This window comes from Gemmatimonadota bacterium (genome assembly GCA_016704275.1).
Classification (GTDB): Bacteria; Gemmatimonadota; Gemmatimonadetes; order Gemmatimonadales; family GWC2-71-9; genus Palsa-1233.
In genome coordinates this window covers 149406-175985 of the sequence record JADJAK010000006.1, presented here as the reverse complement: position 1 = coordinate 175985, position 26580 = coordinate 149406, and the positions used below count along the sequence as shown (strand labels likewise).

The following is a 26580-nucleotide window of genomic DNA, read 5'->3' as shown; positions in this document are numbered from 1 at the left end:
GCCGCGTCAGATCTTCGTCAGCTTGGTCACTCGACCATCGTTGATCCATTCGACGACATAGATGTTGCCGACTTTGTCGACCCAGAGCGAATGCGGCGAGATGAAGCGACCCTGCCGCCGCTTCTCGTGCGGCACATTGGGGTAGCCCTTGAGGTCCGGGTACTTCGTCCCGAACTCTGCTTCGCCGCCGAACGGCTGCCCGTCGAGATAGTCGCCCAGGTCGGCGACCTTCTTGTTCTCCTTGTCGAAGATCGAGACGCGCGCGTAGAGGTCGGGGACGTAGAGCAGGTCGCCGCGATGGAACGACGTGCACGGGAAGCGAAGGTCGGTCTTGGTGATCACTTCGCCGAGGTACTTCCCCTCGAGCGTGAAGTTGACGATGCGGATGTTGCCGCGGTCGGAGACCTGCAGGCGCGGCGTGCCGGAACGCGTGTCGATCGAGATGCCGTGCGGCTGACGGAGATTCTCGGGTGCAGTACCACGGCCACCGAATGAGTCGATGTACTTCCCATCCTTGGCATCGTAGATGTGAATCCACGACTGGCCGTAGCCGTCGGCCACATAAAGCATCCCGTTCGGCCCGACCACCGTTTCAGTCGGCGAATAACCGCGGTCCTGCGAATAGACGCCGGCCAGGTAGGGCCGCCCCGCCTGCCAGACGACGTCGCCGTCGAGCGTGGTCTTCACGACCTGCGCGAGCCCGGTGTTGGCGAGGTAGAGATATTCGGTGCCCTCCTCCTCCGAGATCCTCAGTCCGTGCGCCCCCTTGGCGTACGCCTGCCCCCACGAGGAGAGGTAGTTCCCCTGAGCGTCGACCACGACGATCGCGTCGCGGCTCTGGTTGGCGATGTAGAAGCGCCCCTGTTTGTCCTCGACGATCCCGTGCGTGTAGCCGAACCCCTTCCCCTTCGGGAGCTTGGCCCAGGCATGATCCATCGTGTAGCGATAGTCGCCGATCCCGAGGATCGGCAGTTCGCCAGGCTCGCGGGCACGCAGCGGCACAGGAAGCGCGGCGAAGGCGGCGGCACTGGCCGCCGACGCGAGAAAGTCACGACGTGACGGATGCGGCTCGGAACGAGCGGGCATGACGGAACTCCAGGGGGGAATGGAGCACGGGCGTGTTGGTGGGGACGCTGGAATATCGGCCGCGCCGGGGGATGGGGCAACCTGTTCGTGCCGCGATGCCCTCAGCCGCGGCCGTCAGGCTGCGGGCCACACGAAGATGCCCCCAGCCGCCAGTCCCTGGCGCGGCCGGCGCAGCCGGCGTGGAGTCGACGGTGGATTGCATGCCGGCGGGGCCGGGCTGGGGGCTCCTGGCTCGCGTGTTCCAAGCGTCTCGCCGCGGCGCCCCTATACAGCATGCCGGGGGCGCCGCAAGTCGGCACATCCGGCGGAGGAGAGGGCTCGACGAGAACCCGCGGAGCCCCGCCCGGCCGTGCCGCCCCGCCCCCAGCGCCAGGGGCCCGCCGTGATCCCAACTACGCGGTCCCTCGCCCCGCTCGGATGGGCGACGCCTGCGACTCCGCCGCTGCGCGTCGCCCCCGCGCCCCCGCCCCGCCTCGCCCCTACGACCGCCGCCCCTGCACGACGCCCCCGGCCCCACCCGCACCACCCAATTCTCTCCCTGCCGCACCATGCCCTGCCGATTCCACGTGACGGGCGCATCGCCGAACGGATTCGCGAGCGTCAGCAACCCGCCACCGGCGGGTGCCACGATCTTCACCGAATCGACCACGCCATTGCTGCGCCACGCGCTCACCCGCCAGCCGCCATCGGCACGCAGCTGCCGGAACGAGGCGTCCTTCCAGCTCGTCGGCGTCGCCGGGAAGATCGTCATGGTGGTGCCGTCGCTCCGGAGCAGCATCTCGTGCACCGCCTGCATCATCAGGAAGTTCCCTTCCAGCGTGAACGGCCGGTACGTCATCGACGAGAGGCCGCGCCCCGACTGGTCGCCGTTGGCATGGAAGCCGTTCCGCAGCGTGAACGCCAGGTAGTCGCTCAGGTAGCGCAGCGCCTCGTCGCCACGATTGGTGCGCGCGAGCATCGCCGCGAACCAGCTGAACGAGTAGCCGGTCCACTGCGACGTGCCGTACTTCGCGATCGTGTCGACCGTGTGCCGCACGATCATCGAATCGGGGCCGCGTGCGTCGAGCAGGCCGAGCGGATGGATCGACATCGCGTGCGAGAAGTGACGGTGCGAGGCGGTGTACTCCTCGCCGGCCGAGAACGGCAGCGACCCGGTCGTCCCCTTCGGCACCATCGGTCCGAGTCGCGCGAGCACTGCATTCCACTTCGCCGCGTCGGCCGTGAGGCTCTGCGCCGCGGCCATCTCGGCGAGCGCGCCGAAGGTCCAGCGCAGCAACGCCTGGTCGTAGCTCGAGTTCGGCTTGAGGAAGGCGCGGATCGAGTTGTCGTGGATCTCCGGGCTCGACGAGAGCGGCAGCCGCAGCAGCCCGTCCTTGCCCGGCACCAGCAGCTCGCTGAGTGCGGTGCCGATCTCCTTGACGAACGGATACGCGCGCCGCCGCAGGAAGAGCCGGTCGCGGGTGCTGCGCCACTGCAGATAGTAGGACTGCGCCACCCACGCGCCGTTGGTCGGCGAGAGCGAATACATCCCCCAACCGCCCATCGGCTTGCCTGCGAGCGTCATCACGCCGGGGATCACGGCGCCGTGCACGCCGTAGAAGTCGTGCGCGAACTTCCGAAACTCCGGCAGCCGCGAGTCGAGATAGTCGAGCCAGCCGAGCATCGCGTCGTCCATCCCGGCGGTGTGCGCGGCCAGGTAGGTCATCTGCGTGTTGAGGTCGTTGTGGAGGTCGCCCTTCCACGGCGGCAGGCCACCCTCGTCGGCGGTCCAGACCCCTTGCAGCGGAATCGGCGGCGCACCACGGCGCCCGGCCGCGCCGTAGAAGTACTGCACCAGGTCATAGTGCTGCTGCAGTGCGGCGTCCGGGATGGTCACGCCGCTGATCGCCCAGTGCCGCTTCCACCACGCGCGGTGGATCGTCACCGCCGTGTGCCAACCCTCGCGCAGCGCGAGTTCGGCGCGCGCCGCCCCGATCGCCACCGGGTCGGCCCCTTCGGTGCTCGTGGCGATCGTCACCGCGAGCAGTGTCACATCGCCCAACTCCTTCTGGCGAACGACCCCCGCATACGAGAAGCCGAGCGCGCCCTGCTGCAGGTACGAGTTGGCGGTGACGGTGGCCGGGGCGTAGCCGAGCTTGGTGACGCCGGCCGACGGCTCGAAGCGGACGGTGACTCGGCCGGGGATGCGCAGCAGCAGCACCTTCCGGTGCGCGAGCGCCACCGCCTCGACCGAATCGGCACCATAGCGGGCAACTGCCTCACCCGCCGCCATGTTGAGCGCGAACTCGCGAACCGGTTCCCTCGAGGCGCGCTCGATCACCAGCCGGCCGCCGGGGAGCTTCGTCGGATACGGGATCCGATCGTATGGCTCGTCGAAGAGTTCGTGGAAGCGCTTCATGTTCCCGGCCTGCACCAGCTTCTGCATGGCGGGCCAGGTCCATTCGGGGTCCTTGAAGATCTCGGGAAGCCGCTCGTCCCAGAGGTCGCCCCGGTCGAGCGAGAGCTTGAGGGTGCTTGCCTCGCCCCAGAGCAGGCCGCCGAGGAGGCCATTCCCGATCGGGACCGCCTCGTCCCAGCGGGTGATTGGCGCGGCAAGCCGCAGCGTCGACCGGGGGTCCTGTGCGGCCAGCGGCGGGAGCGCCGTCAGCAGCACGATGGGCATCATGTAGTGTACGAATCGCTTCATCTGGTGCGATACTCCTTGACCCGGTCTCGATCCTGAGGCACCCTTCGACAGACGGAGGATACCCCGAGTGTCACAGAGCGCAACATCTCCAGCCACGGCACTCGTTGTCGACGCACCGCGTCGGGGGATCGTGCGCAGCCTGTTGTCACGCTTCGTGCTGATGCTGCTCTGCTACAACGTCGGCATCGCGGGCTACCTCTGGTATCTGGCGGGCCGTCAGGAACGCGAAGTCCTCGCCCTCTACCGCACCTCGGCCGTCGTCCGGACCGCTTCCGACAGCGCCGCAGCCGACCTGCGTCGTTACCAGGCAGTGCGCCGCCCACTCGTCGATCGCCTCCTTCCCGATGGCCATCACGGCACGCTGATCCTCCACGACCTCGGCGGACCCGCCGGCGTGGCGTGGACCCAGACCTCGACCATCGGCATCCTCGCCGGTTCGCTCTCGCGGCCGATGGCGCCGCGCGGTGCGCTCGCCGGTGAGTCAGTCGAGATCCACGAGCGCGCGCACCTGCTCCGCGCCTATCACGCCGATGCCGTCGGACGGCTGCTGCGCGCCACGCCACTGCCGCAGCACGACGAGTACGCCGCGACCAATCGCGACGAACACTTCGCCGAGATGGCGGCGCAGGCGTATGAGTTGGTGCTGCAGCGGAGCACGCCGAGATGGCGGGTGGCGCCGGCCGTCGAGCGACTGCGTGCCGTGGAGCAGCGCGTCCCGGGGACGGCGGGCTTCGTCGTCTACATGCTGCGCCGGGTTCGCAATCGCGATCAACCGGAACGCGCGGCACTGCGCGCCGAAGCGACGCGACTCGTGGGCGAGAACGCGCCGCTCTGGGAGCCGATCTACGCGGCGCTCGAGGCGCAGCAGCGCCCCGACGGCACCATGGCGCCATGGCCCGCGGTCACGCCGCGCCACCGCCTGGCGCAGGCGGTCGCCTCACTTGAGGACGAGGGCCGCCGCAGCACGCGCCTGATGGCGCTCGCACTCACGCCGGGCGAGTGGCTGCTGGGATTGATTGCCGAGTAGAAGGCGCACGCCCGACCGCGGCATGACCTCCTTCTACTACTCGGCGACGGTCCGCGTCGCCGAAGAAGAGAGCAGCGAGCGACTCTCCTCGTCGGCGTGGTTCCGGAACGCACTCCCCGAGGTGCAGCGGCAGTGGCGCGCGGGCACGCTGGTTTCACCCGGCAGACCGGAGCCCGAGTGATGGCACAGTGGATCACCTTCCTGATCTTTGGCGGCTTCGGCGTGATGCTCCTGTACGTCGGGATCACGCAATTCATCCAGCAGCGACGAAACCTGGCCGATGCCCGACCGATCGAGGCCACCGTGATCCATTCGCAGGTGGTGAGCAGTACCACCGCGGACACTGACGGCCGAGTGGGCTTCAGCAACAGCACCACGTCGCATTCCCCTGAAGTGCGCTTTCGCTACCAGGTGCTCGGCACCGAGTACGAGAGCGACCGATTGTATCCCAACGTTATCGGGCGCGGCTATGCGTCGGTGGAGAGTGCCGCAGAAGTGCTCGCGCCATTCCCGCTGCACGCCAACGTCCGCGCCTACGTCGACCCGTCGCATCCCGAGCAGGCGTTCCTGATTCGAGAGCGTGGGAACGGGCCGGTGGTGTTCATCGTGCTGGGCGTGGTGCTGCCGCCGCTGGCGTGGTTCGTGGGGAAGTACGTGTAAGCAGCGGCCACACGCGCCGCTCCATCACTTCGCCACAAACCCAGCCAACGCCCACAGCTCCGCCGACCGGTACACCCGCCCTCCGATGACGACCCGCTCCACCTTCCGGATCTCCTCGATCCGCTCCGCGGGATTGCCGTCGACAATGATCAGGTCCGCGCGCTTCCCCACCTCCACCGTGCCGCTCTCGCGTTCCTTCCCCATCGCGCGCGCCGACACGATCGTCGCGGCCTGGATCGCCTCCATTGGCGTGAAGCCGCCGCGCACCGCGAGCTCCATGTCGCGGTAGATGCTGAAGCCCGGCACCGTGAGATCGGTGCCGAGGACGATCGGCACGCCGGCATCGCGCAGCCCCTTCACGATGTTCGCCGACCGGATCTGCGAGGCCGTCGCGGCCACGGCGCGCGCGCTATCGATGCCGGTGCTCTGCAGCGGTACCCGCAACTCCAGCGGCACCCGGAGCACCCCCGGCTCGACCAGCTCGTAATGGCCCCGCCAGTGCCCACTCTCCTCGCCGCGCGAGAGGCTCGGATCGAGGACGGTGCGGTGCGCGAGGAGGAACTGGATCCCGGCCTTGGCCGAATCCGACGCGAGATTCACCGGCTCACGTCCCACGCGCAGCAGCGACTGGAACGACATGTGGTTGATCTGGTCGGCCCCGGCCTCGACGAACTGCCGCGCCGTCATCCCGCGCGGCACGTGCCCCGTCACCGTGATGCCGAGCCGGTGCGCCTCCGCCGTCACGACCGGCACGAGCGCCGGCGGGAGCGAGCCGTAGATCTTGATCTGCTCGAAGCCGGCCGCATGGTACTTCTGCACCACCGCGCGCGCCTCGGCGTCGGTGTTCGCGACGATGACGCCGAGCGGCTCCGGTCCGCCATCAACGACCCCGGCGGCGAGAATCGTCGGCGAGAGGATCCGGCCCGCGCGCTGCGCCGCGCGCAGTTCGGTGATCAGCTCCCATTCGTTGGCCGCGTCCCGCACCGTGGTCACGCCCGCGGCCAGGCTCGCGAGCGGCCACTCGACCTGTTCGTAGTGCACGTGCATGTCCCAGAGCCCGGGCAGCACGGTCTTGCCAGTGCCGTCGATGATCGCCGCGCCACGCGGAATCGTGACCTGCGCCGCCGGCCCGACCGCCGCGATCCGTCCGTCCACCACCACCACGGTGCCGTTCGCGATAGGCGCCGCGCCCGTCGCATCGACAATCCGCGCACCGCGAATCGCGAAGGTACCAGTATGCGTCGGCGCCACCTTCGGCTTCAGCGCCTCGATCGCGGCCATCCCGTCGGCCACAGCGCCCGCCACGAAGCGCGGCATCGCCGACTCGTAGCCGGTGCGGATGTACTCCGACCGATCGAGCTCCGCGTTCCCGCCGATTGCCGCAATCACGCGCTGGGCGGCATCCACCCAGACGGACTGCCGCCCCCAGATGAGCCCGGTCAGCCGGTAGCGATCGAGCACGACCCGCCGGCCCTCCGACGTCACGGTGTCGACGCCGGTCTTCGCGAAGGTGGCCTCGCCGGCGGGGAGCAGTGGAATGCGCGCGGGCCGGCCGAGGCGCTGCCAATGCCGGAAGAGCGCCTGGGCGACGGCCGTCGGCGGATAGTGCCCGGTCGGGAAGGCGCCGGCGGGCGTCACGCCACTCGTGGGCGTCGACTCCGATCGTGCCGTGAAGCGTGGGCCATCGAAGGCGACTTCGATGTCGGCCTGGGTCCACGTCGACGTGGGACCCTTCATTCGGAAGGCGATCGGTTGCCCGGCGCGCGTCGTCCGAAGCTCCGTCGCCAGTTCGCCTGAGCCGCCGAGGTACTTGAACGACCAGGTGGCCCGATGCACCACCACGTCGCCCTCGCGGACGATGCTGTAGCGCTCCGTCCCCACGCGCTGCTGGATGTTGTAGATCGTGAACTCCCCCTGCTCGGTCGTGTCGGGGAGCGCCTGACCGTGCAGCGTGGCGCGTGAGGCGCTGGACACGGCGAGCAGCGTCGCGATGACGATGATCCGAACAGCGGGCATGACGATGTCTCCGGGAGGGGGCGCCGTGCGATGCATCGGGTGATCGGCCGGCCCTTGAAGGTACGCCGAGGTACGCAGTGCTGTTTCACGGGGGGCAACTGGCCCCCGTTTATGCTTCGGGCATGAACAAACTCCCCCTGCTGACCGCCCTCGCGGCCCTCGTGCCGTGCACTCCACTCACCGCCCAATCCCGCCCCGCCGTCCTCGACACCATCGTCGTGTCGTCGCGCGTCCGCACGGCCGATCCGGCCCGCGTCGTCTCCGTCATCAGCCGCGACGACATCGCCCGCTCACCGGCCCGCAACGTCGCCGAATTACTTGCCGTCCAGATGGGCGTCGACGTCTACGGCCGCTCGGCTGCACAGGCCGACATCTCGCTCCGCGGCAGCACCGCCGACCAGACGCTCGTCCTGGTCGACGGCATCCGGATGAGCGACGTGCAGACCTCGCACTACGCACTCGACCTCGCCGTCCCGCTTGGCAGCATCGAGCGGATCGAGATCCTCCACGGCAGCGCCTCCACGCTCTACGGCGCCGACGCCGTCGGTGGCGTGATCAACATCATCACCCGGCGTGGGGCCAGCGCGACAGTAGCACGCGCCAGCACCGGCACCTTCGGCACCTTCGGCGGCGGCGCCATCAACGGCGCCCGTCTCGGCTCGGCGACCCTCACCACCAGCGCCGACTACGACCAGAGCGACGGCTATCGCCTCGGCACCGACTACCGGATCGGTCAGGGGCGCATCGCGCTCAGCGCGCCGTCGGCAAACGGCCGCCTCGACGCCAACCTCGGCATCGGCATCCGCGACTTCGGCGCCAACACCTTCTACGCGCCGTACAACTCCACCGAGGCCACCAGCACGATCACCGGCGACCTGCGCTGGGCCGCCGCCGTCGGCCGCTGGGCACTGGCCACGACCATCGGCACCCGTCGCCACACCGACCGCTTCACGCTGATCAAGGAGAACCCCTCAGTCTACGAGAACCGCCACACCAACTGGCAGTCCTCGGCGGAAGTGGTCGGGCGCACCTCCGTCGGCAACGCAGCACTGGCCATCGGCATCGAAGGGATGCGCGCCTCGCTCCGGAGTGCCCGACTCGGCGACCGCGCCGAGACGCGCACCGCGGCGTTCGGCGAGATGGGCATCGATGCCGGTCGCGCCGCGACCATCACGCTCGGCGTGCGTGGCGATCACTCCTCGACCTTCGGCGACTTCGTCTCGCCATCAGTCGCACTGGCACTCCCGTTGAACGGACGCGCCACGCTGCACGGCAGCGCGGGCCGCGGCTTCCGCGCGCCGTCCTGGACCGACCGCTACTACGTCGATCCGGCCAACCAGGGCACCGCCGACCTCGTCCCCGAACGTTTCTGGAGTGGTGAGGCCGGCGTCCGGCTGCACGGCGAGGGGACACTGGCGCTCGACGTGACGGGCTTTGCGCGGAATGCGAGCAACACGATCGACTGGGTCAAGGCGGCCAACGCGCCGGCGGGCACCAAGTGGGTGGCGACCAATGTCGGCGACGCCGAGTATCGCGGTGTCGAGGCGACGCTCACGCTGCCGTCGACCAGCCGGTGGTCGGGGTCGCTCAGCGGCGCCACGCTCTCCTTCGATGGATCGTCCGGCGCGGGATTGATCGGGAAATACGCGCTGCGGCCGATCACCCGGCGCGCCACGGCACAACTCAGCTACGCGCCGACGGCGTCGATCCGCGCCACCGCCGCGCTGGTCGGTGCGCGCCGGGCCACCGAGGATGGCTACATCACGGGCAACGCACGACTCGAATGGCGGCGGTCGCAGTTCGGCATCACGCTCGACGCGACCAACCTTGCAGGGGCGGAATGGATCGATGCGTCGGGGAAGATCGTCGCGGGGCGAGCGCTCTACGTTGGGGTGAACTGGCGGGGCGGGCGGTAGGCGGCACCACGCTGGGCACGGCGAGCCTTATCGCCCTCGCCGCGCCCCCTCCAACCGCGCCAGCAAGCCGCGCACGCCGGCGTCGTTCATGAACTCGTCGAGCAGTCGCGCCATCGGCCGCTGCCAGTTGGGGTGCTCTGACGACCGCGTGCCGGGGAGGTTGATTCCCTCGCGCTCGAGCCAGCAGTCTTCCAACCACGCCACCACCAGTGGACTCTGCGACCGGCCGAGCCACTCCAGCAGCGCGCCGAGCATCGCCGCGGGATCGTCGACCGATACCCCGAGCAGCTCGGCGACGCGCGCCGTCGCCAACGCCCGCTCGGCTCGCACCACCGCCTCGGCCTCGGGGGCAAGCAGCCCGGCACGCAGTCGATCGTCGATATCGACCCCGGCCAGCCAGCCGGCGATCGTCGGGGTGTCATGCGTCCCGACCAGCGCGACGTCGTCGGCCGTTGGTCCCTCGATCGGATTCGGCGACATCGCCGCGAACTGCGCCAGGTACATCCCCCAGATCCGGTGCCGCGGCAACGCCTCGGCGATGTCAGGCGGCACCGTGCCGAGATTCTCGCCGACGACCTCGCAGCGATGACGATGGGATTCCAAGGTCAGCACCGCGAAGAGCTCATCGGCCGGATAGGCGACGTACGTCCCCTGATCGAGGCGCATGCCCTGCGGGATCCAGTAGAGCCGCGTCCACGCCATCACATGGTCCACGCGGAGCACGCCGGCCAACTCCATCTGGTGCCGGATCGAGGCGGCCAGATACCCATGCCCCTCGCGCCGCGACGCCTCGGGATGCAGCGGCGCGAAGCCCCAGTCCTGGCCGCTCGGGAAGCCTGGATCGGGGGGAGCGCCCACCGACACGCCGGCGGCGAACAGCGCCTGGCGCGACCACGCATCGTACCCATCGGGGTGCACGCCGACCGCGAGGTCGAGGCCGAGACGGAAATCGGCGGCGTCGAGCCGCTCGCGCAGGCCACCGAGTTGCGCACGAAGCATCGCCTGCGCCACCAGGTGGAAGCGCATCTCCTCGACGTCAATGTCGGCCGCCGTGAGCTGTCCCGAGCGCGCCGCGTCGGGCCAGTCGCGCCAATTGCGGCCATGCTGCTGCTGGGCGCCGCGGAAGGCGGCGTAACGCAGCAACTCCGGATCATTCGCGAGTAGCGCCTCGGGCACCTTCTCATCGGCAAGTGCCGCACGCACCTCGGCGTCGGCACGCGTCACGTCGAGCTGCGCCGAACGTGGTGTGGGCTGATTGCGTACGCCGAGATCGAGCATCAGCTCCGACCAGTAGAGCCGACTCACGGCCGAATAGGGACTCGGCTCGGGGTCGTCGCGATTGAAGGTCGGCAGGAGCGGCAGCACCGTGACCACATCGCCACCCTGCGCGCCAATCCAGCGGCAGAGCGCCTCGAGGTCGCGGAGGTCACCCACCGATCGACTCCGCGACGACCGGAGCGCGGCGAGCTGGATCCCCACACCCCAGCTCTGATGGCTGCCCGGGCGCCGATATGCCTCCACCGGTGCGGCGATCACGGTGCATTCCTCGACCCGGCCATTCCGCTCGACCTGCAGGCGATGGTAGCCGAACGGGAGCCGATCGATCAAGCGGCGCGTGTGCGGCACGCCCGATTCGAGGGTCACGACGGCGTCGCCGGGCACCGGATGCGCGGGCCACTCGCCATTCCACGCCACCAGCACTGGCGGCAGCAAGGCGCTGGCCGCGCGCGCCTCGGCCACGCGCAACGCGTGCGCGGCGTCCTCCGCCCGCGTGAGCTCGGCGCCCAGGGCGGCACAGATCCGCACCAGCGTCTCGGGACCGACATCCACGCGCCGGCCCAGTCCGTCGTGATAGGCGGTTTGCACGCCGAAGTGGCGGGCGAGGGCGTGCAACGACTCGAGGAAATCCATGCGCAGAGCTTAGGAGGATCGAGACCGTTCCGCCAGCCGACCTTGCGCTTGCGCGATTTGGAACGGAGCTTGTTCGCATCCCTCGACGGACAATTGCCTCGTGACCCAGCTCCAGCTTGGCGGCATCGACTACGCCATCCTGCTCGTCTACTTCGCCTTCGTGCTCGGCATCGGCTGGGTGCTCCGGCGACAGATCAAGAGCAGCGAGGACTTCTTCATCTCGGGCCGGTCGATCCCCACCTGGATCGCCGGACTCGCCTTCCTGAGCGCCAACCTCGGCGCGCAGGAAGTGATCGGCATGGCGGCGTCGGGCGCCAAGTACGGGATGATGACCTCGCACTTCTACTGGGTCGGCGCCATTCCCGCGATGGTCTTCGTCGGCATCTTCATGATGCCGTTCTACTACGGCTCGAAGGCGCGCTCCGTCCCGGAGTACCTGCGCCTCCGCTTCGACGAGAAGACCCGCGGCCTCAACGCCTTCACCTTTGCCGCGATGACGATCTTCTCCTCCGGCATCTCGATGTACGCCCTTGCCAAGCTGCTCGAGCTGGTGCTCGGCTGGGACTTCAACACCAGCGTGATTCTCTCCGCCGCGATCGTCCTCGCCTACATCTTCCTCGGTGGCCTCACCTCGGCGATCTACAACGAGGTGCTGCAGTTCTTCCTGATCGTCCTCGGCTTCCTCCCGCTGGTGCTCCTCGGCTTGAAGGATGTCGGCGGCTGGAGCGGCCTCACCGCCAAGCTGGCTCCGGTCGCGACAAAGGCTGGCTACGAGGCGGGTGCATGGAGCAGTGCCTGGCGCCACCTCGGCTCCCCCGGCGACAATCCGATGGGCGTCGAGTGGTTCGGGATGATGATGGGCCTCGGCTTCGTCCTCTCCTTCGGCTACTGGTGCACCGACTTCCTCGTGGTGCAACGGGCGATGGCCGCCGAGTCGATGACGGCGGCGCGCCGCACGCCGCTGATCGCCGCACTGCCCAAGATGATCTTCCCGATGCTGGTGATCGTGCCTGGGATGATCGCCATTGCGCTGCACGACAGCAGCGGCGGCTTCCTCCCGATCGGCGCCGACGGCCTCCCCAACTACAACCTCGCGATCCCGGTGATGCTGGCGCACTACCTGCCATCGGGGCTGCTCGGCCTCGGGCTCACGGCGCTGATGGCGTCGTTCATGTCGGGGATGGCGGGCAACGTCACCGCGTTCAACGCGGTGTGGACCTACGACATCTATCAGGCCTACATCCGCCCGGGGCAGTCCGACAAGCACTACCTGCGTGTTGGCCACACGGCCACGGTCGTTGGCATCCTGCTCAGCGTGGGCGCGGCCTACGCGACGACGCGGTTCAACAACATCATGGACATGCTGCAACTGGTGTTCGCCTTTGTGAACGCCCCGCTCTTCGCGACCTTCCTCCTCGGGATGTTCTGGCGGCGCGCCACCGGACACGGTGCCTTCTTCGGCCTGCTGCTCGGGACATTCGCCGCGGCGGTCCACCACGGGCTCACGCTGCCGATGGGTGGAACCCCCGGGCTCAAGGGCGGCTTCCTTGGCCCCGTGTTGCAGACCTATCCGAGCGAGATGGCGCAGAACTTCTGGACGGCCATTGTCGCCTGGAGTGCCTGCTTCGTGGCCACCATCCTGATCTCGCTCGCGACCCGCGCCAACAAGAGCGACGAGGAACTCGCCGGCCTCGTCTATGCCCTGACGCCGAAGCAGGCCGACGGCAACCTCCCCTGGTACCAGCGCCCGGCGACGCTCGGCGTCGTGGTCCTCGGGCTCACGCTCGTCCTCAACATCCTCTTCTGGTGAGCGCCCCGATGAACCTCGACCTCCGCCTCCCGATCGGCTGGATGTTTACTGCCATCGGCGCCATGCTGGTGGCGTACGGCCTGATCTCCGACCAGGCCATCTACGCCAAGTCGCTGGGGATCAACGTCAATCTCTGGTGGGGAGTGGTGTTGCTGCTGTTTGGTGGGATGATGCTCTGGCTGGCGAAGCGCCGGGGACGCGCGGCGTCGTGATCGCGCGCCCCGGCGGACAGCGAACGCTACTCGAACACTTCCACCACGACGGCAGTGCCATAGCACAGCACTTCCGTCACGCCCGGGAGAATTTCATTGGCGTCGTAGCGGATGCCGATCACCGCGTTGCCCCCGGAGAGGTGTGCCTGCAGCAGCATCGTGTCGAACGCCTGCTGCCGGGCCCGCTCGGCGAGTGACGTGAAGGCGGAGATGTTCCCCCCGAAGATCGTCTGGAGCTTGCCGCCCAGCGTGCCGATGACCGACCGGCTCCGCACCACGACCCCGCGGACCACGCCGAGCGAGTGGACGACCTGATACCCCGGCAGGTCGAAGCCGGTGGTGGTCATTTCGTGGGGAACACTGCTGGCTTGGGTCAGGTCATCCATGGGGCGGCTCGAGTTGAAGGAGAACGACCCCCAAAGAAACACGCCGGGGCCCCTCGATGGGACCCCGGCGCATGATTCCCCAGCGCAAGACGGTTACGCCTTGGCGGCCTTCCGACGGCGCGCCGCCGCCATCCCGGCGAGGCCGGTCGCCAGCAACGTCATGGTGGCCGGCTCGGGAACGACGTCATCCCCGCCCGTGCTCAGACCCGAACCCGCTCCGTCGACCCCGTAGGCGAAATCACTCGGCGCGCCGGTCTGAGTGTCCGAGTTCACGAAGTTCGCACCGAAGAAGGTCGAGTTGAAGAATGAGAGGCCATCGATGTTGGCGTTGTTGCCATTCGTGCCTGACGTGGTCCCGACGAACGCCCGATCGGTGTTGTTATTGCCGGTGCCGACCGGCGAGATGCCGAGCCAATACGTCCCGGGATTCAGGAAAATCGACAGCCCGGAGATCGTCGCCGTGTACTCGGTGAAGCCGAAGGCGGTGTTGCCGGTTGCCACCTGGCTCGCCGCGAAACCGCTCCCGGACGCCACCACCGTGCCGCCATTGCCGACGCTGACCCCGGTGCGAATCTCGTAGTCGGCGGTGCTCCAGGCGAAATTGGCGAGGAAGTTCCCGAACACGCTGTTGATCGTCCAGCCGGCCCCGGTCACGACGAAGTTGTCATAGGCCATCGACTGGGAGACCACCGTGTTCCGCTCGCTCGACAGGGCGTTGACCCCGTTGATATCGCCATTGTACCAGAGCTGGGCCTGAGCCGACGTCGGCAGGGACATCCCGACCACCGCGACCGCAGCCACCCGCATCACCAATTGATTGAGCTTCATGCTTGCCTCACCCCAGGGGTGATTGAGGAGAACCACACCCTTGCCGTGAACTGTGGGACCAACACCACATACCGTTGTGGCGATGCCACGAAATCCAGCCGCAAGTTGTTCTTTGACATCCATTTACCAGTGTTGGGGATGTCATTGAGCAAGGAGGGTGCCGTTACGGCTTCCAGGTCCCCTTCGCCACATCCGGCTGGAACGCATCCAGCCCGCGCGGCGGGAAGGCCACCGTCTTCTCCGTCTGCGCACTCATGTAGGCCGTCATCAGGATCTGCATCACCTCAAGACCGTCGTCCCAGGTCAGGAGTGGTGCCACCCGCCCGAGGAAAACGTCGACGAAGTGCCGGTTCTCGTTGACGTAGCCGTACGCCGCCGCCTCATCCGGCACCACCGGCATCAACCCCATCTCGGCGTTCTGCTTCTCGACCAGGTCCTCGCCCGCCTTCCCCACCACCTCGCGCGAGAAGAAGCAGTTGAGCTCGCTGTTGAGGGTGTTCCAGTTCATCGAGTACTCGGGGCCGAGCAACTCGCCGCTGAGTCGGAGCCCGGCACCGACGAAGCTCCACGACGTGCTCGCCTCGCCAATCACCGTCAGCCCCTCGGGCGTCTCGTAGGTGATGGTGACGCTCGCGAAGTCCTCGCTCGGCCGCTTGAGATAGTCGACGTCCTTGCCAAAGCGCGCCTTGAGTTGCTTGGCGTAGCTCGGACGGCTCCACTTGAGCGACGCGATCCGCCCGTTCACACTCACCGGGCGCAGCGTGTCACGCGGCTTCCCCGGTTGCGTCAGCAGGAAGCGCACGACCTCGACCGAGTGGCACATCATGTCGTTGAGCACGCCGCCACCCTGCTTCTCGCCCTGCCAGAACCAGGCGTTGTGCGGCCCGGAGTGCTCCTCGGCCGCGCGCGCCAGGTACGGACGCCCGGTCGTGCTCGCGCCGCGCGCCCAGATCAGGTCGCGCCCGCGCACGATTCCCGGCGAGAAGAGCTGATTCTCGAGGTACCCGTGCTGCAGCTTCGCCTTCTTCACCATCGCCAGCACCTGCTTCGCTTCGGCGACGCCGCGCGCCAGCGGCTTCTCGCACGCAATGCCGATCAGCTCACCCTTGCCGCTCATCACCGCGTCACAGATCTCCTGCACATTCTCGATCCGCGCCTGATTCGGGCCGCAGAGCCAGATCGCGTGGATCTCCGGGTCGGCGACCATCTCGGTGATGCTCTTGTAGGCCTTCGCCGGCCCGACATGCAGGTCGTTCGCCAGCTTCGCCGCCGACGCCGCGTTCTTCTGGTTCGGGCTCCAGATGCCGCGCACGTCGGCGTCACGCACGCCCTGCCAGGCCTGGATGTGGAAGCGGGTGTTGAAGCCCGAGCCGATGAAGCCGACGCCCAAACGTCTTGGGATTTTCATGAAGGAAGGATCATGGATGATGGGTGATGGACGTAAGTCATCGGTGGCGCGATGATGGTCACAGCAAAGGACCTCCATCATCCTACATCCACCATCGACGCTGTCCTGCGGTACGCCTCCGCCGTGCACCCCGTCCACTCCGCCACCGGGGTGTTCCCCATGTAGCCGAGGTCCGTGACGCCGACTTCCGACGTCCAGTAGCCGGAGGCGGAGAAGTCGCGGAACGAGTTGAACCAGTTCACGCCGTGGCTGTACTCCGCCTTGGCGCGCGCCGGATAGGCGATTTCGTCGAGCATCGCGCGCCGTTCGGCGTCGCTGGCGGTGATGAAGTCCTTCCCGGTCCGCCGGCGCATCTCGTGGTCGAGCCACGCCAGGCCGCCGCGATGCGCGACGCGCATCCCCGCCTCGATCTCGAGGAAGGTGTCCATGAACTCGGGCACCCCCGCCTCGGTGGCCGAGCCGCCGCGCGCATCCTTCGGGAAGAGATAGTCGACCAGCACCTTCACCGTCTCGTACTCATGCACCGTGTAGATCTTCGGCGCGAAGCCGTCGGGGGCCATGCGGGCCGCGGCGACGGTGCGGGTGATGTCGCTGGCCTGCGCCGGCGTCGGCAGCATGAAGACGCCGCCGGTGGCCGCGAAGGCCGCGAGCAGGTCGCGACGCGAGAGTTCCTGGCTCACAGCTTCCCCTCCTTCCGCTGCTGCGCGATGTAGCGCGAGGTGCGCATCGAGAGCGCGAGGATGGTCCAGGTCGGATTCTTGTCGGCCTGCGAGACGAACGGCCCGCCGTCGGCGACGAAGAGATTCTTGCAATCCCATGCTTGGCAGTTGGCGTTCACCGCCGACGTGGTCGGGTTGTCGCCCATCCGCACGCAGCCGAGCTCGTGGATGATCGCGCCGCCGGTGGCGATGCCGTATCCCTGCTCCTTCGTCGGCATCGTGCTGCGCACCTCGGCGCCCATCTCCTTGAGCAGCGTGCGGAAGGTCTCCTGCATGTGCTTGACCTGCAGCAGCTCGTGGTCGCTCCATTCCCAATGGAAGCGCAACACGGGAATGCCCCACTGGTCGACCGTCTTCGGGTCGAGCTCGCAGAAGGACTTCTCGTTCGGAATCATCTCGCCGCGACCGGAGAAGCCGATCGAAGCGCCCCAGTGCTTGCGATACTCATCCTTGAGTGCCGTGCCGTACCCGCCACCATTGGCGTAATTCTGGATGCCGCCCATGAAGCCGTAGCCCGGCATCCCCATGCCACCCCAGATCTCGATGTGGTAGCCGCGCGGGAAGTCGAGCTTCTTGTTGTCGAGCCACCATGGCATGTAAAGGTGCGCGCCGCCGACGCCGTCGCAGTTGTGGCGCGGCATGTCCATCAGCGACGGCACGAAGCCGCCGACGTCCGTCCCGGTGGTGTCGGTGAGATACTTGCCGACCATGCCACTCGAATTGCCGATCCCCTGCGGGAACTTCGCCGACTTCGAGTTCAGCATGATGCGCGCGGTCTCGCACGCCGACGCCGCCAGCACCACCACCTTCGCCTCGACCTTCTCCTCCATCCCCGAGAGCTTGTCGATGAAGATCACGCCATCGGCGAGCCCGTCACGATTGACCGACACCTCGCGCACCATCGCGTCGGTGCGGATGGTGAGCAGGCCGCTCTGCATCGCCGGGAAGAGGAGCACGTTCGGCGACGTGAAGTTCGAGTTGGTGGCGCAGCCGCGATTGCACTGGCCGCAGTAGTGGCAGGCCGGGCGACCATTCTTCGGCTTGGTCAGGATCGAGAGCCGCGACGGAATGCAGGTGACCTTGTGCTTGTCGGCCGCGCGCTTGACGACCGTCTCCCAGCAGCGCGGCTTCGGTGCCGGCAGGAAGTTGCCGTCGGGATGGTTTCGCAGCCCTTCCTTCGAGCCGAAGATGCCGACCAGGTCGTCGACTTCATCGTAGTACGGCTTGATGTCGTTGTAGGAGATTGGCCAGTTGTCGCCGAGGCCGTCCTTGTCCTTCCCCTTGAAGTCGTCGGGACCGAACCGAAGCGAGATGCGGCCCCAGTGATTGGTCCGGCCGCCGAGCATCCGACCGCGCCACCAATTGAAGCGCGTCCCCGGTGCCGTCGTGAACGGCTCGCCTGGGATGTTCCAACCCCCGATGCAGGCGTCGTGTTCACCGAAGGGACGATCCGGCGTGCTGGCACCACGCCGCGGCGTCTCCCACGGCTGGGTGAGCATGCTCGAGTCCTTGGTGTTGTCCCACATCCCGCCGGCCTCGAGCAGGAGCACCTTGGCACCGGCCTTGGTGAGCTCGTGGGCGGCCATGCCGCCACCGGCGCCAGAGCCGACGATCACCGCATCGTAGACGACGCGTCGCGTAAGGAAAGTCATGGAGGACCGCGTGTTGGGGAAGCAGAGGCGCTGCCGGGAGGCAACGGAGGAAATTACGCCGATCGAGGGTGCATGTCATCTTGGAGATTGAGGCGGGAGTCGATACCGTGGGAGCGGTAATCAATGAATGCTCGCCGCATCGACGTTGTATCCATTACTACTCCGTCACCTCAACTAGCACGAAGCAGCGTCATCCCGAGCGAAGCGAGGGACCTGCGTGACCGCGAATGGGCTGACGCTCGCCCATGCGGCGGCGCTACGCGGGTCCCTCGCTTCGCTCGGGATGACGAGCATCACCGATTGACGACCTACCGCGCATTGACATGCGCGGCTGGAGCGCATCCCAACAAGCTACTTCGCCGCCGCCAACCGCCGCATCTCCGCGGCCAGCGACTTCACCCGCGCCTTGTCGGTCGCGCCGGCCACATCCTTGTCCACTGTGCCGGCCAACGCCCGCAACGCCGTGGCACGCGCCGCACCACGCTTCGTCTCGGCCGCGTCGAGCGCCGTGGCGATCGCCGTCGTCCGCGCCGCCGAGACGCCATTCCCCTGGATCACGGCGCAATTCGGCGCGGCCGCCCGACGCGCCACCTCGCGCATCGCGAGCTGCCCCGCCCCGGTGATCATGAAGTGGCGCTCGGCCAGCTCGATCATCCCCAGCATCCCCGTCCCCTCGGCCGACGCCGCAACGAGCAGCGAGTCCGGAGTGACGACGGCCACGAGCGACGGTGACATGAAACCCCGAAGCGCCGGCTTCCCGGCCAACCCCTCGAGAGGCTGGCTGGGGCCGAAGGCACCCGTCGGCTCGATGAACGTGATCCGTTGCAATTGCGCATCGTAGGCCCAGAACTTTCCCCCGGCGAGACCGAGCCCCTGGATGAACTGGAACTCGTTCGGTCCCGCCCCGCGTCGGCCGAGGACCTTCGGCTCGGGAGCCGCCGTCACCAGCAGCAGCCGCACATCGGACGGCTGCGACACCAGCACCGAGCCGTCGGCGCCGATCACCATCGAGCCGACGTAGGTGAAGTCGCCGGTGACGGTGCGCGTGAGGGTGGCCGTTAGCGTCGGCGCCTGAGCCGCCAGCGGCAGGACGGTCAACAGCGGTAAGAGTCCGACGAGCAGCCTGGACGTGAGAGCGAATCGGTTCATGGACGATCCGATGTTGAGAGGGGGAGATCGCGAAGCGAGGGGTCGTCGTGAATCAGGGTGGGCCGGTGCTGGCCCCTTCGCGATCACGCAGATCCCTTGACTGCGTTCAGGGCAGGCTCCTCGGGCTGCTCGGGATGACCTACGACCTACGACTTACGACTTATGACCTACGACCTACCAATCAGCCCCCCCACACCGCGCGACCCGATACACCGCCTCCAGGTCGTGCAACTCCCAGTCGTACAGCATGAATCGATGCGGCCCCAGCATCCCGGTCGCCTCCTTCGCCTTGGCCAGACGGCGCGTCTCCTCGACGGTGAGCCCGTAGCGGATCGTCAACGGGACGCCCTTCACCTTGGGCTGGTTGAGCACCGGCCGCACCTGCGGGTCGTAGGCGCGCAGGGTGTCCCGCTTGTCGAGGACCATGACGAGCGGCATCTCGGACGGGACCCGTTCCACACTGTCGAGCACCATCAGCGCGAACTCGAATGACGGATTCGAGTCCGGCCCTCGGCCCGCCACCGGGATCCGCCCCTCCATGCCGACCACACGGCTCCGCCCCACCTGCCACGACGTCGCGCGCAGGTGGGTCACGATCAACGAGGCATCGCGTTCGGGAATGTAGAGAAAGCGCACCCGCGGCTTGTTCATCTTGCGCATCTTGCCGATGGCGCTGTCGGCGGCCGGACAGGTGCGCATTCCCGGCTCGGACCACTGTGCCCGCAACGGCGCGGCGAACAGCACCGTGATCAGCGCGCACACCAAACCGCGGCCTGACGGCCGCGGCTGGGGGTTATCTGCACGGCGCACCGCGGCCTGACGGCCGCGGCGAAGGCACCTAACGACCAACGACCAACGACTAACGGCTCACCCCCGCCAACCGCCGCATCTCCGCCGCCATCGTCTTCACCCGCGCCTTGTCCGTCGCGCCGGCCACATCCTTGTCGACCTGGGCCGCCAACGTCGTCAGCGCCGTCCGCCGCGCCGCGCCACTCTTCGCCTCGGCCGCGTCGAGCGCCGTGGCGATCGCCGTCGTGCGGGCTGCCGCGAGGCCGTTGCCGCGCACCAGCTGGTCGAGGTAGCTGCGCACCACCGGGAAGGCCGCCGGCCAGACCAGCTTCGGCTGGCTCTGCGGATTGAACTCATCCATCACGATCAGCTTCGCAGCGGCGAGCTCGTTGGCGCTCAACTGCGCGCTCGGCAGCAGTTCGAGGATGTCGAGGCCGCGCGCCAGTTCGGACGAGTAGACCAGGCCGTTGTAGTAGTAGGCGCCCCACGAGCCGCCGATGATCCCGCCGCCACGACGGGCCGGCACGCTGTCCGTCACCACCGGCGGGGCATCGATCGCGCCGCGATCGAAGAACGCCAGCTCGACCGGATGATCCGAATCGGTGAAGTCCATCACGCTCACGCCACCCTGATACCACCCCTGCACCATGATGTCGCGGCCCGGCACCGGCACCAGCGCGCCGTTGTGCGAGACGCAGTTCTCCTGCGCCGTCTGCCCGGTCGGGATCTTGAAGTAGGCATGCTGCGTCAGCTTCCGATCCTTGCCGATCGAGAGCACCGTGTTGCCGCCCATCTCGAGCATCGACGTCGCCTGGCACATCGGCCCGGTGCCGCCGCCCCACTCATCGGTGAAGACCAGCTTGCTGCCGTCGTTCGAGAAGACCGCCGTGTGCCAGAGCGAGAAGTTCGTGTCGGACACCGCGTCGAGCCGCACCGGATGCTCCGGATCGGAGACGTCGACCAGGAGGCCATGGCTGCCGCACGCGCCGGCCAGCAGGCCGAACGCCGGGTAGGCGGAGACGTCATGGCAATTCCGGGGACCGGTCGCCGGCCGTCCACCACCGGCCTGACCGCCGCCACGGCGCGGCGCGGCGTCGAGTCCCGTGAAGATCCGCGCGCCGGTCACCACCTCGGCGGCCTCCGGATTCTTGAGCGGCACCTTGATCACGTCGAGGCGGTAGAGCGAGTTGTTCACGTCCGCCGGGTCGGTCCCTTCGGCGCAGCCCGTCATTTCCTTCCGGACGCCGCCGCTGCCCGACACGTAGATGTAGATGATTCCCTTGTTCTTCGGGTCCGGGATCACCGTGTGGGTATGCGACCCCTTGCAGGTCTGCACGTTCTTCACGAGACGCGGCGACTTCGGATCGGAGACGTCGTAGATCCGGACGCCGGCCATGTGATCTTCCGGCTTCTGCACGCCGCCCTTGGCGCAGTCGTTCCGGTTGCCGCCGCCTTCCGCCGAGATGAAGAGGAGGTGGCCGATGATCGAAGGATCGCCCTGCGAGGTGATGCACGGCACCACCGAGACCATCGTCGGCGCGCTCGGATTGCTCACGTCCCAGATCGAGAAACCGGCGAAGTTGCCCTGGTAGACCAGCTTGCCGCGGAAGGCGAGATCTGAGTTGATGAAGGTCAGTCCGCGCGCCGTGTCGAGGACCGCCGGCTTCGGGACCGTGCTCACCAGGCGCATCCCCTGCGCCGCGATGGCGGCATCGCGCATGCCGGGCTTGAGCCCGTCGCGCGGATCGCCGCCCTTCGGGTACGACTGGGCCGACAAGGTCGACGCCGTGGCGAACAGCACGGCGGCGGCGGCAAAGAGGCGGAACGAACCGGTCATCGAGTCTCTCCCTTCAGGGTGGTCAGCATCTGGCGCATCAAGGCAATTTCCGCGGTCTGGACCTGGTGGACATCATTCGCGAAGACGTTCACGTCAATATCCTGCGCCGCCCCCTTCGTCTTGAAGAGGTCGTCCACCATCGAGAGCGCACCCTCGTGGTGCTGGATCATCAGCTCAAGGAAGCGACGATCGAACATCGTCCCCTTGATCGTCGCCAACTCCTTCAACTCCTCGACCGTCAGCATCCCCGGCATCATGATCGTGTGATACGCCGCGGTGTCGGGGGCGGTCTGCTTGTGGTCGACGAGCCACCCCTGCATCAGGCGGATCTCCGACTCCTGCGACTGGTCGATCTTCTTGGCAAAGCGGATGAGGGTGCTGTTGCGGCTCCGCGTCTCGGCCAGCTTCGACATGTGGATCGCCTGGCCATGGTGCGCGATCATCCCCTGCATGAACTGCACATCGGCGGCGGTGTGCAGCGAGCCGGGCGGAATCGGCTTGAGCTCGGGCATCCCCTGGTGACCCATGGCGTGCATCGAATGGTCCTGCGCAGCGGCGGGAGCGGACACGCCGAGGGTCAGGGCGAGGAGGAGCATCGGAAAACGGGTGGTGTTGGGCATTCTCAGAAGTTGCCTTACGGGGAGGGAGGGCGCAAGGCGGCTGTGGATGATGGAACCTCTCCGACTTTCGACTTACGACCTACGACCTTCGAGATAGCGCTCCGTGACCCTTAGCCGGGCATACTGCCAGCGCCAGAGGACATCCCTCGAACTCTTTGCTGCGTTCGGGGAGGTCTCACTTGACCCGATGTCGGACGATCGTGGGCACATCATCCTCATCTAGTTCGACCCCCCAGAAGGTGTCAGCAACCGCACTCATGATGCGGACATTGGCGGGGACGGTTACTCTGCCCTGGGGACGGCCGTTTGGACCGAGCACCAACCATTGATGTGCGGTCGTCGGTTGATGCTCCTCGAGCCAGACACTACCATCTCCACCGGCGATCACACGTCGCACTGGCGGGTAGTATCGAGGGGCAATCACCTGCGAACGATAGCGCGCGTCATTGCGGAGCGGCCGTAAGGAGGCCTCCACTGTGTCCCGCGGGATCGATACGCCGCGTGACTTGATGACGTGCGTGAAAACTGTGTCGCCCGAATTGCTGATGAAGTGCACCCGCACCGGCGAGAGCGTTTCTCCCTCGAACTGTACCACAACGACACCACGACCATCTCCTCGAACTGCGAGTAGTGGCGCGGCACAGAAGGGCACTGCCGCAACTGCGTTTTGCGCGACCACGGCGCACGCTGGGGACGCCCCCGTACGCGCGAGGAGTTGGGGCGATGAATCGGAGGCAAGTCGGATTGCCGCCTTGCCACCAAATCCCATGGATCCAAGGGACGGGGACACACCTGCCGAGGGTTCCCGGTCCGCCACAACAATCAAGGTGTCTCCGACGCCAATACCGAAGGGCGTGGGTCGAATGTAGGGGAGCTTCGCATGTCGCAGGGTGGTCGCGGCTGGAGCGCGCATCGTTCCGAGGAGGGTGCCATCCGGCTTCATCCACGAAATGCGAAATGCAAGCGGATCGGAGACCCAGAAGGTCTCTCCCCTCGCGCCGATAGCAGCGATGGAGGAGTACTCTCCCGTGCGACCGACAACCTACGCGACGAAGGGCGCGCGGAAGTGCCTGGGGTAGTTGCGGCAAGGAACGACGGAGATTGCGCAACCAGTTGACTGGGTTGTGCCGTAGCACTGGTTGATGCACGCCCTTTGCTCGGTGGTGCCGCACGATTCGACGCATCCGGGACAGCCGTCACCCGGGCACTGCAAACTATTCAAATCGCAACAGCGCGACGTGCCCGATTGCCGGAGAATGTCCAGCGTTAGTCAACTGAGCTCCCACACGCCAACGAGTTGGCGTGGCAGGACTGGGTTCGCTCTATGCTCTTTACTGCATGTCGCCACTAACACAAGGACAACACCCCACCGCATTCTTGTCTCCGGAGTGGCGGTTCGCAGAGGTGCTCCGACCTCTCGTCGAATCATGTTCTCCCGCCTGACCACACATGAAATGCTGGCCCAGCGGGGTACAGCATCACTGCAGGCAAATCCTCCACGCGGGTTCCAACCAGGCCCAATGTGACCCTAGGATTCATGAGCAAGTTGCTCGCGCTACAGCTCACCGCTCGAGAGCGACAGCACCTTCGCAACTCCACCGCTCCCCGTGCGCTTCGCAACCACGGCGATCTGCCCCCGTGCAGCAAGAAGCTGCCAGCCACCTTCGAATACGAATCGTGCCACCGGTGCAAAATGTCGATCAAGCACGATCACCTGTTCCTGTGAATCAAGTGGATTGCGATATCGCTGCAACCAGATCCGTTCTTGATCGTCCATCACCATCCGAGACCATCGCGGCAGGAAGTCATGGGTCCAGTGTTGCTTCCAGCCGATGATTCTTGCCTTTCGCTGATCGCCCGCGCCTTCGAGCACCCCAAGCTCATCAAGGTGCCGAACCATCGTCGAATCATCAACGACCCTCTGCGCGAGTGTGTCACGCACCGAAACAACTTGTTCCCCTTTGGTACCCCCGCAGTACAGGTCCGCGCCACCAGTCCAGGTGTAGCACCACCGTTGACCACCGGCCGCCGTCAACCCGTAGCGAGTGAACGGCGGTGTGACGACCGAGTAGCTTCGATCCATGCCGGGTTGATTCGGCGCCTCCTTCAAATGCATCTCGCCAAGTGGCACGTCTTTGGCGAGCGATTCGACCACACTATTCGATGAGTCGACAAGCAGCAGGTCACCGCGAATTATTAAGTTCCCAGCAGCTTCTGGAACGCCCCGTCGACCGATCGCCAATAGGCGCCCGTCGTCAAAGAGCCTGCTCGGCCAGAACTCGAGCGCATCTCGAAGCTTCGGCGACGGCCTGGCTTCGGCGACGACACGCCCTTCGGGATCGAGCGTTGCCAACCGCCGCAGGATTCCGTCCCATATCCGGAGCGAGTCGCCGCGGAAGCGGGCGATCCATTGAATCTGGCGGTACTCACCCGGCCCCTCACCCGTCACACCGAGGTGAGCGACGTTCCCTCGCGCAGCTGAGTACCGTACAAAGGGTGGGCGGTAGGACGCGAGGAAAATTGATCCATCACTCATGATGACTGCAGAATGTGCGAGCTGAAAGCCGAGCGTGGAGTCGTCCCGAAAGCCGCCGCCGACTAGATAACGTAGCAACTCGGGGCGCCACTCCGGAAACATCTCGTTCGCGGGGATCACTGCCGCGGCAACGGTAGGTTCCATCTGAAAGCGGCGGGACAATTGCACCGATTCCTCGATATCGGGATCTGGTGCCGCGGCCGCCTTGCACCCCACCAGCATTAAAATGAGCAGTGCTGAAAGACTCTTGTCTAGCGCCCGCGTCGTCCGTTGTGACTGAACGGTCATTGCGGCACTGAGTCGAGAAGGCGGCAGCCGGAGATTCGCTTATAGTCAGCTGGCTTCCGAGGCCCCTCTGCTGTGTAATGCCCTGCGCTATCCACGAGTAGAAATCTTGGCCAGGCCGTGATTCCGAGTCGTTTCAATTCCCGAATTGAAGCCACTCCAAGCGCATCGTTCGAGGAAAGCTCGTGGCGAGACAGGAACGCGCGGGCGCCCGTGTCTGACGCGGATACGCTGACCCAGATCACCGGGATGTTTCCTGTGTTCGTGGTCACTCGCTGTGTGCGTTGCCAGAATGGTGCGATGCGGTCGCACACCGGACACGTAGAGTGATAGAACACAACAACTTGGCAGGAGGCAGTAGCGATGTTACGTAGCGTCGTTGCAGTCAGGTTGCCTTCCGTAGAGATGATTCGGGCATCGATGAGCTGGTCACCTGTTGTGGGCGCGGCAATCGCGCGCCGGTCGAAGAGAATCCAACTCGCTTGGAACAGGAGAATCACGGTAAGTCCGATCACGATTTTCCGCGCGATCCGTTGGTTCACGTAATCCTCCGATGGGCTGTCCGGGAGATACGGCAAAGTCGTCGGTCTCCCGGCAGCTCAGGGGGCCAGCTAGGGATTTGCGCAGGGAGTCGTCTCATTCGAGATGCAACCGCCAAAGATCGTGTGGCAGGTTGGAGTGGGGTCCGGAAACCCGCACCAGCAATGTGCCTGACCACCGACCATGCTGAGGTAACATGAACCATTCGGCGGCCATGGTTCTTCCCCCTCATCCGCCGTCAGGGTCCCTGCTGCGACGAGGTTCAGTGCAAGCAGGACCGTCGCGGCGCCCGCGGTAGCGAGTTTCCTCAAAATCGTCATACTCACCTCCCAGTGTTCGAGAAATCCTGACCGAGCAGGTAGGCGGCAACCTGCGTACCCACGCTCGTCACCCCAAGGTCGTCCGCGAATCGAGGCGTAACAACTAGGTCATTCCACAACGCGCCGTGCTGATTGGCGGGGCGATGCATTCCTCCCGAGGTGGAAACCAATCCGAAGCTGGATTGCC

The 26580-nt window shown here is 66.7% G+C and carries 21 protein-coding genes; 6 read left to right on the top strand and 15 right to left on the bottom strand.

The features are described from left to right. Positions 1-6: 6 nt before the first annotated feature. A complete protein-coding gene (locus IPG05_13505; protein ID MBK6496094.1) occupies positions 7-1086 on the bottom strand; it encodes a 6-bladed beta-propeller in 1080 nt (359 codons plus the stop codon). Next, positions 1049-3772, bottom strand: coding sequence for a glycoside hydrolase N-terminal domain-containing protein (locus IPG05_13500; GenBank protein ID MBK6496093.1), 2724 nt, complete (start codon positions 3770-3772; stop codon positions 1049-1051). Before IPG05_13500 ends, IPG05_13505 begins: the two co-directional genes overlap by 38 nt. 130 nt (positions 3773-3902) lie before the next feature. Between IPG05_13500 and IPG05_13495 the strand changes: the two genes are divergently transcribed. Genes IPG05_13495 through IPG05_13485 form a run of 3 tightly spaced genes read left to right on the top strand, consistent with a single transcriptional unit; the run spans position 3903 to position 5459 of the window. Next, positions 3903-4799 carry a hypothetical protein gene (locus IPG05_13495; GenBank protein ID MBK6496092.1) on the top strand — a complete coding sequence of 299 codons (897 nt, stop codon included), beginning with the start codon at positions 3903-3905 and terminating at the stop codon, positions 4797-4799. A gap of 22 nt (positions 4800-4821) precedes the next feature. Further along, entirely contained in the window at positions 4822-4980 is a 159-nt protein-coding gene (locus IPG05_13490) for a hypothetical protein (GenBank protein MBK6496091.1), read from the top strand. Next, positions 4980-5459, top strand: coding sequence for a DUF3592 domain-containing protein (locus tag IPG05_13485; protein MBK6496090.1), 480 nt, complete (start codon positions 4980-4982; stop codon positions 5457-5459). Before IPG05_13490 ends, IPG05_13485 begins: the two co-directional genes overlap by 1 nt. A gap of 24 nt (positions 5460-5483) precedes the next feature. Here IPG05_13485 and IPG05_13480 read toward each other — a convergent pair whose 3' ends face one another. Next, positions 5484-7475, bottom strand: a complete 1992-nt coding sequence (locus IPG05_13480) for an amidohydrolase family protein (GenBank protein MBK6496089.1) — start codon at positions 7473-7475, stop codon at positions 5484-5486. Positions 7476-7597: 122 nt separating this feature from the next. Here IPG05_13480 and IPG05_13475 point away from each other — a divergent pair, with 122 nt between their 5' ends. Next, on the top strand, positions 7598-9391 hold the full coding sequence (locus IPG05_13475) for a TonB-dependent receptor (GenBank protein MBK6496088.1): 1794 nt from the start codon (positions 7598-7600) through the stop codon (positions 9389-9391). A 27-nt stretch (positions 9392-9418) separates the two neighbouring features. Here IPG05_13475 and IPG05_13470 read toward each other — a convergent pair whose 3' ends face one another. Continuing rightward, positions 9419-11302: a 4-alpha-glucanotransferase gene (locus tag IPG05_13470; protein ID MBK6496087.1), complete on the bottom strand. Its 1884-nt coding sequence runs from the start codon at positions 11300-11302 to the stop codon at positions 9419-9421. 100 nt (positions 11303-11402) lie between these two features. On the opposite strand from IPG05_13470, the gene IPG05_13465 reads away from it, so the two are divergent. Together IPG05_13465 and IPG05_13460 are read left to right on the top strand one after the other, a co-directional pair. Continuing rightward, entirely contained in the window at positions 11403-13112 is a 1710-nt protein-coding gene (locus IPG05_13465) for a sodium:solute symporter family protein (GenBank protein MBK6496086.1), read from the top strand. Between the two features lie 8 nt (positions 13113-13120). After that, a complete protein-coding gene (locus IPG05_13460) occupies positions 13121-13324 on the top strand; it encodes a hypothetical protein (protein ID MBK6496085.1) in 204 nt (67 codons plus the stop codon). A gap of 26 nt (positions 13325-13350) precedes the next feature. On the opposite strand, the gene IPG05_13455 is transcribed toward IPG05_13460, so the two are convergent. The 11 genes from IPG05_13455 to IPG05_13405 all read right to left on the bottom strand — a co-directional run bounded on the left by IPG05_13455 (position 13351) and on the right by IPG05_13405 (position 26075). Continuing rightward, entirely contained in the window at positions 13351-13671 is a 321-nt protein-coding gene (locus IPG05_13455; protein MBK6496084.1) for a heavy metal-binding domain-containing protein, read from the bottom strand. A gap of 132 nt (positions 13672-13803) precedes the next feature. Continuing rightward, positions 13804-14538 (bottom strand): PEP-CTERM sorting domain-containing protein, encoded by a 735-nt coding sequence (locus IPG05_13450; GenBank protein MBK6496083.1) that lies wholly within the window; start codon positions 14536-14538, stop codon positions 13804-13806. A 163-nt stretch (positions 14539-14701) separates the two neighbouring features. After that, the gene (locus tag IPG05_13445) at positions 14702-15946 is read right to left on the bottom strand and encodes a Gfo/Idh/MocA family oxidoreductase (GenBank protein ID MBK6496082.1); all 1245 of its coding nucleotides are present in this window, start codon (positions 15944-15946) and stop codon (positions 14702-14704) included. A gap of 77 nt (positions 15947-16023) precedes the next feature. Continuing rightward, the gene (locus tag IPG05_13440) at positions 16024-16626 is read right to left on the bottom strand and encodes a gluconate 2-dehydrogenase subunit 3 family protein (protein MBK6496081.1); all 603 of its coding nucleotides are present in this window, start codon (positions 16624-16626) and stop codon (positions 16024-16026) included. Beyond that, positions 16623-18317, bottom strand: coding sequence for a GMC family oxidoreductase (locus IPG05_13435; GenBank protein ID MBK6496080.1), 1695 nt, complete (start codon positions 18315-18317; stop codon positions 16623-16625). The genes IPG05_13440 and IPG05_13435 overlap by 4 nt, the downstream gene beginning before the upstream one ends. Positions 18318-18668: 351 nt before the next feature. Further along, positions 18669-19466: a hypothetical protein gene (locus IPG05_13430; GenBank protein MBK6496079.1), complete on the bottom strand. Its 798-nt coding sequence runs from the start codon at positions 19464-19466 to the stop codon at positions 18669-18671. Between the two features lie 174 nt (positions 19467-19640). Then, on the bottom strand, positions 19641-20228 hold the full coding sequence (locus IPG05_13425) for a hypothetical protein (protein ID MBK6496078.1): 588 nt from the start codon (positions 20226-20228) through the stop codon (positions 19641-19643). A gap of 97 nt (positions 20229-20325) precedes the next feature. Continuing rightward, positions 20326-22092, bottom strand: coding sequence for a hypothetical protein (locus tag IPG05_13420; protein MBK6496077.1), 1767 nt, complete (start codon positions 22090-22092; stop codon positions 20326-20328). Then, positions 22089-22688 carry a DUF305 domain-containing protein gene (locus IPG05_13415; GenBank protein MBK6496076.1) on the bottom strand — a complete coding sequence of 200 codons (600 nt, stop codon included), beginning with the start codon at positions 22686-22688 and terminating at the stop codon, positions 22089-22091. The genes IPG05_13420 and IPG05_13415 overlap by 4 nt, the downstream gene beginning before the upstream one ends. A gap of 1579 nt (positions 22689-24267) precedes the next feature. Next, positions 24268-25536, bottom strand: a complete 1269-nt coding sequence (locus IPG05_13410; GenBank protein ID MBK6496075.1) for a hypothetical protein — start codon at positions 25534-25536, stop codon at positions 24268-24270. After that, a complete protein-coding gene (locus IPG05_13405) occupies positions 25533-26075 on the bottom strand; it encodes a hypothetical protein (protein MBK6496074.1) in 543 nt (180 codons plus the stop codon). Before IPG05_13405 ends, IPG05_13410 begins: the two co-directional genes overlap by 4 nt. Positions 26076-26580 lie beyond the last annotated feature (505 nt).

What these genes read in the sequence shown, in the direction of transcription:
- IPG05_13430 (MBK6496079.1), bottom strand. Translation starts at nt 19,466, where the DNA reads ATGAACCGATTCGCTCTCACGTCCAGGCTGCTCGTCGGACTCTTACCG.
- IPG05_13475 (MBK6496088.1), top strand. Translation starts at nt 7,598, where the DNA reads ATGAACAAACTCCCCCTGCTGACCGCCCTCGCGGCCCTCGTGCCGTGC.
- IPG05_13505 (MBK6496094.1), bottom strand. Translation starts at nt 1,086, where the DNA reads ATGCCCGCTCGTTCCGAGCCGCATCCGTCACGTCGTGACTTTCTCGCG.
- IPG05_13415 (MBK6496076.1), bottom strand. Translation starts at nt 22,688, where the DNA reads ATGCTCCTCCTCGCCCTGACCCTCGGCGTGTCCGCTCCCGCCGCTGCG.
- IPG05_13435 (MBK6496080.1), bottom strand. Translation starts at nt 18,317, where the DNA reads ATGACTTTCCTTACGCGACGCGTCGTCTACGATGCGGTGATCGTCGGC.
- IPG05_13450 (MBK6496083.1), bottom strand. Translation starts at nt 14,538, where the DNA reads ATGAAGCTCAATCAATTGGTGATGCGGGTGGCTGCGGTCGCGGTGGTC.
- IPG05_13490 (MBK6496091.1), top strand. Translation starts at nt 4,822, where the DNA reads ATGACCTCCTTCTACTACTCGGCGACGGTCCGCGTCGCCGAAGAAGAG.
- IPG05_13460 (MBK6496085.1), top strand. Translation starts at nt 13,121, where the DNA reads ATGAACCTCGACCTCCGCCTCCCGATCGGCTGGATGTTTACTGCCATC.
- IPG05_13480 (MBK6496089.1), bottom strand. Translation starts at nt 7,475, where the DNA reads ATGCCCGCTGTTCGGATCATCGTCATCGCGACGCTGCTCGCCGTGTCC.
- IPG05_13500 (MBK6496093.1), bottom strand. Translation starts at nt 3,772, where the DNA reads ATGAAGCGATTCGTACACTACATGATGCCCATCGTGCTGCTGACGGCG.
- IPG05_13410 (MBK6496075.1), bottom strand. Translation starts at nt 25,536, where the DNA reads ATGACCGTTCAGTCACAACGGACGACGCGGGCGCTAGACAAGAGTCTT.
- IPG05_13455 (MBK6496084.1), bottom strand. Translation starts at nt 13,671, where the DNA reads ATGACCACCACCGGCTTCGACCTGCCGGGGTATCAGGTCGTCCACTCG.
- IPG05_13420 (MBK6496077.1), bottom strand. Translation starts at nt 22,092, where the DNA reads ATGACCGGTTCGTTCCGCCTCTTTGCCGCCGCCGCCGTGCTGTTCGCC.
- IPG05_13445 (MBK6496082.1), bottom strand. Translation starts at nt 15,946, where the DNA reads ATGAAAATCCCAAGACGTTTGGGCGTCGGCTTCATCGGCTCGGGCTTC.
- IPG05_13470 (MBK6496087.1), bottom strand. Translation starts at nt 11,302, where the DNA reads ATGGATTTCCTCGAGTCGTTGCACGCCCTCGCCCGCCACTTCGGCGTG.
- IPG05_13485 (MBK6496090.1), top strand. Translation starts at nt 4,980, where the DNA reads ATGGCACAGTGGATCACCTTCCTGATCTTTGGCGGCTTCGGCGTGATG.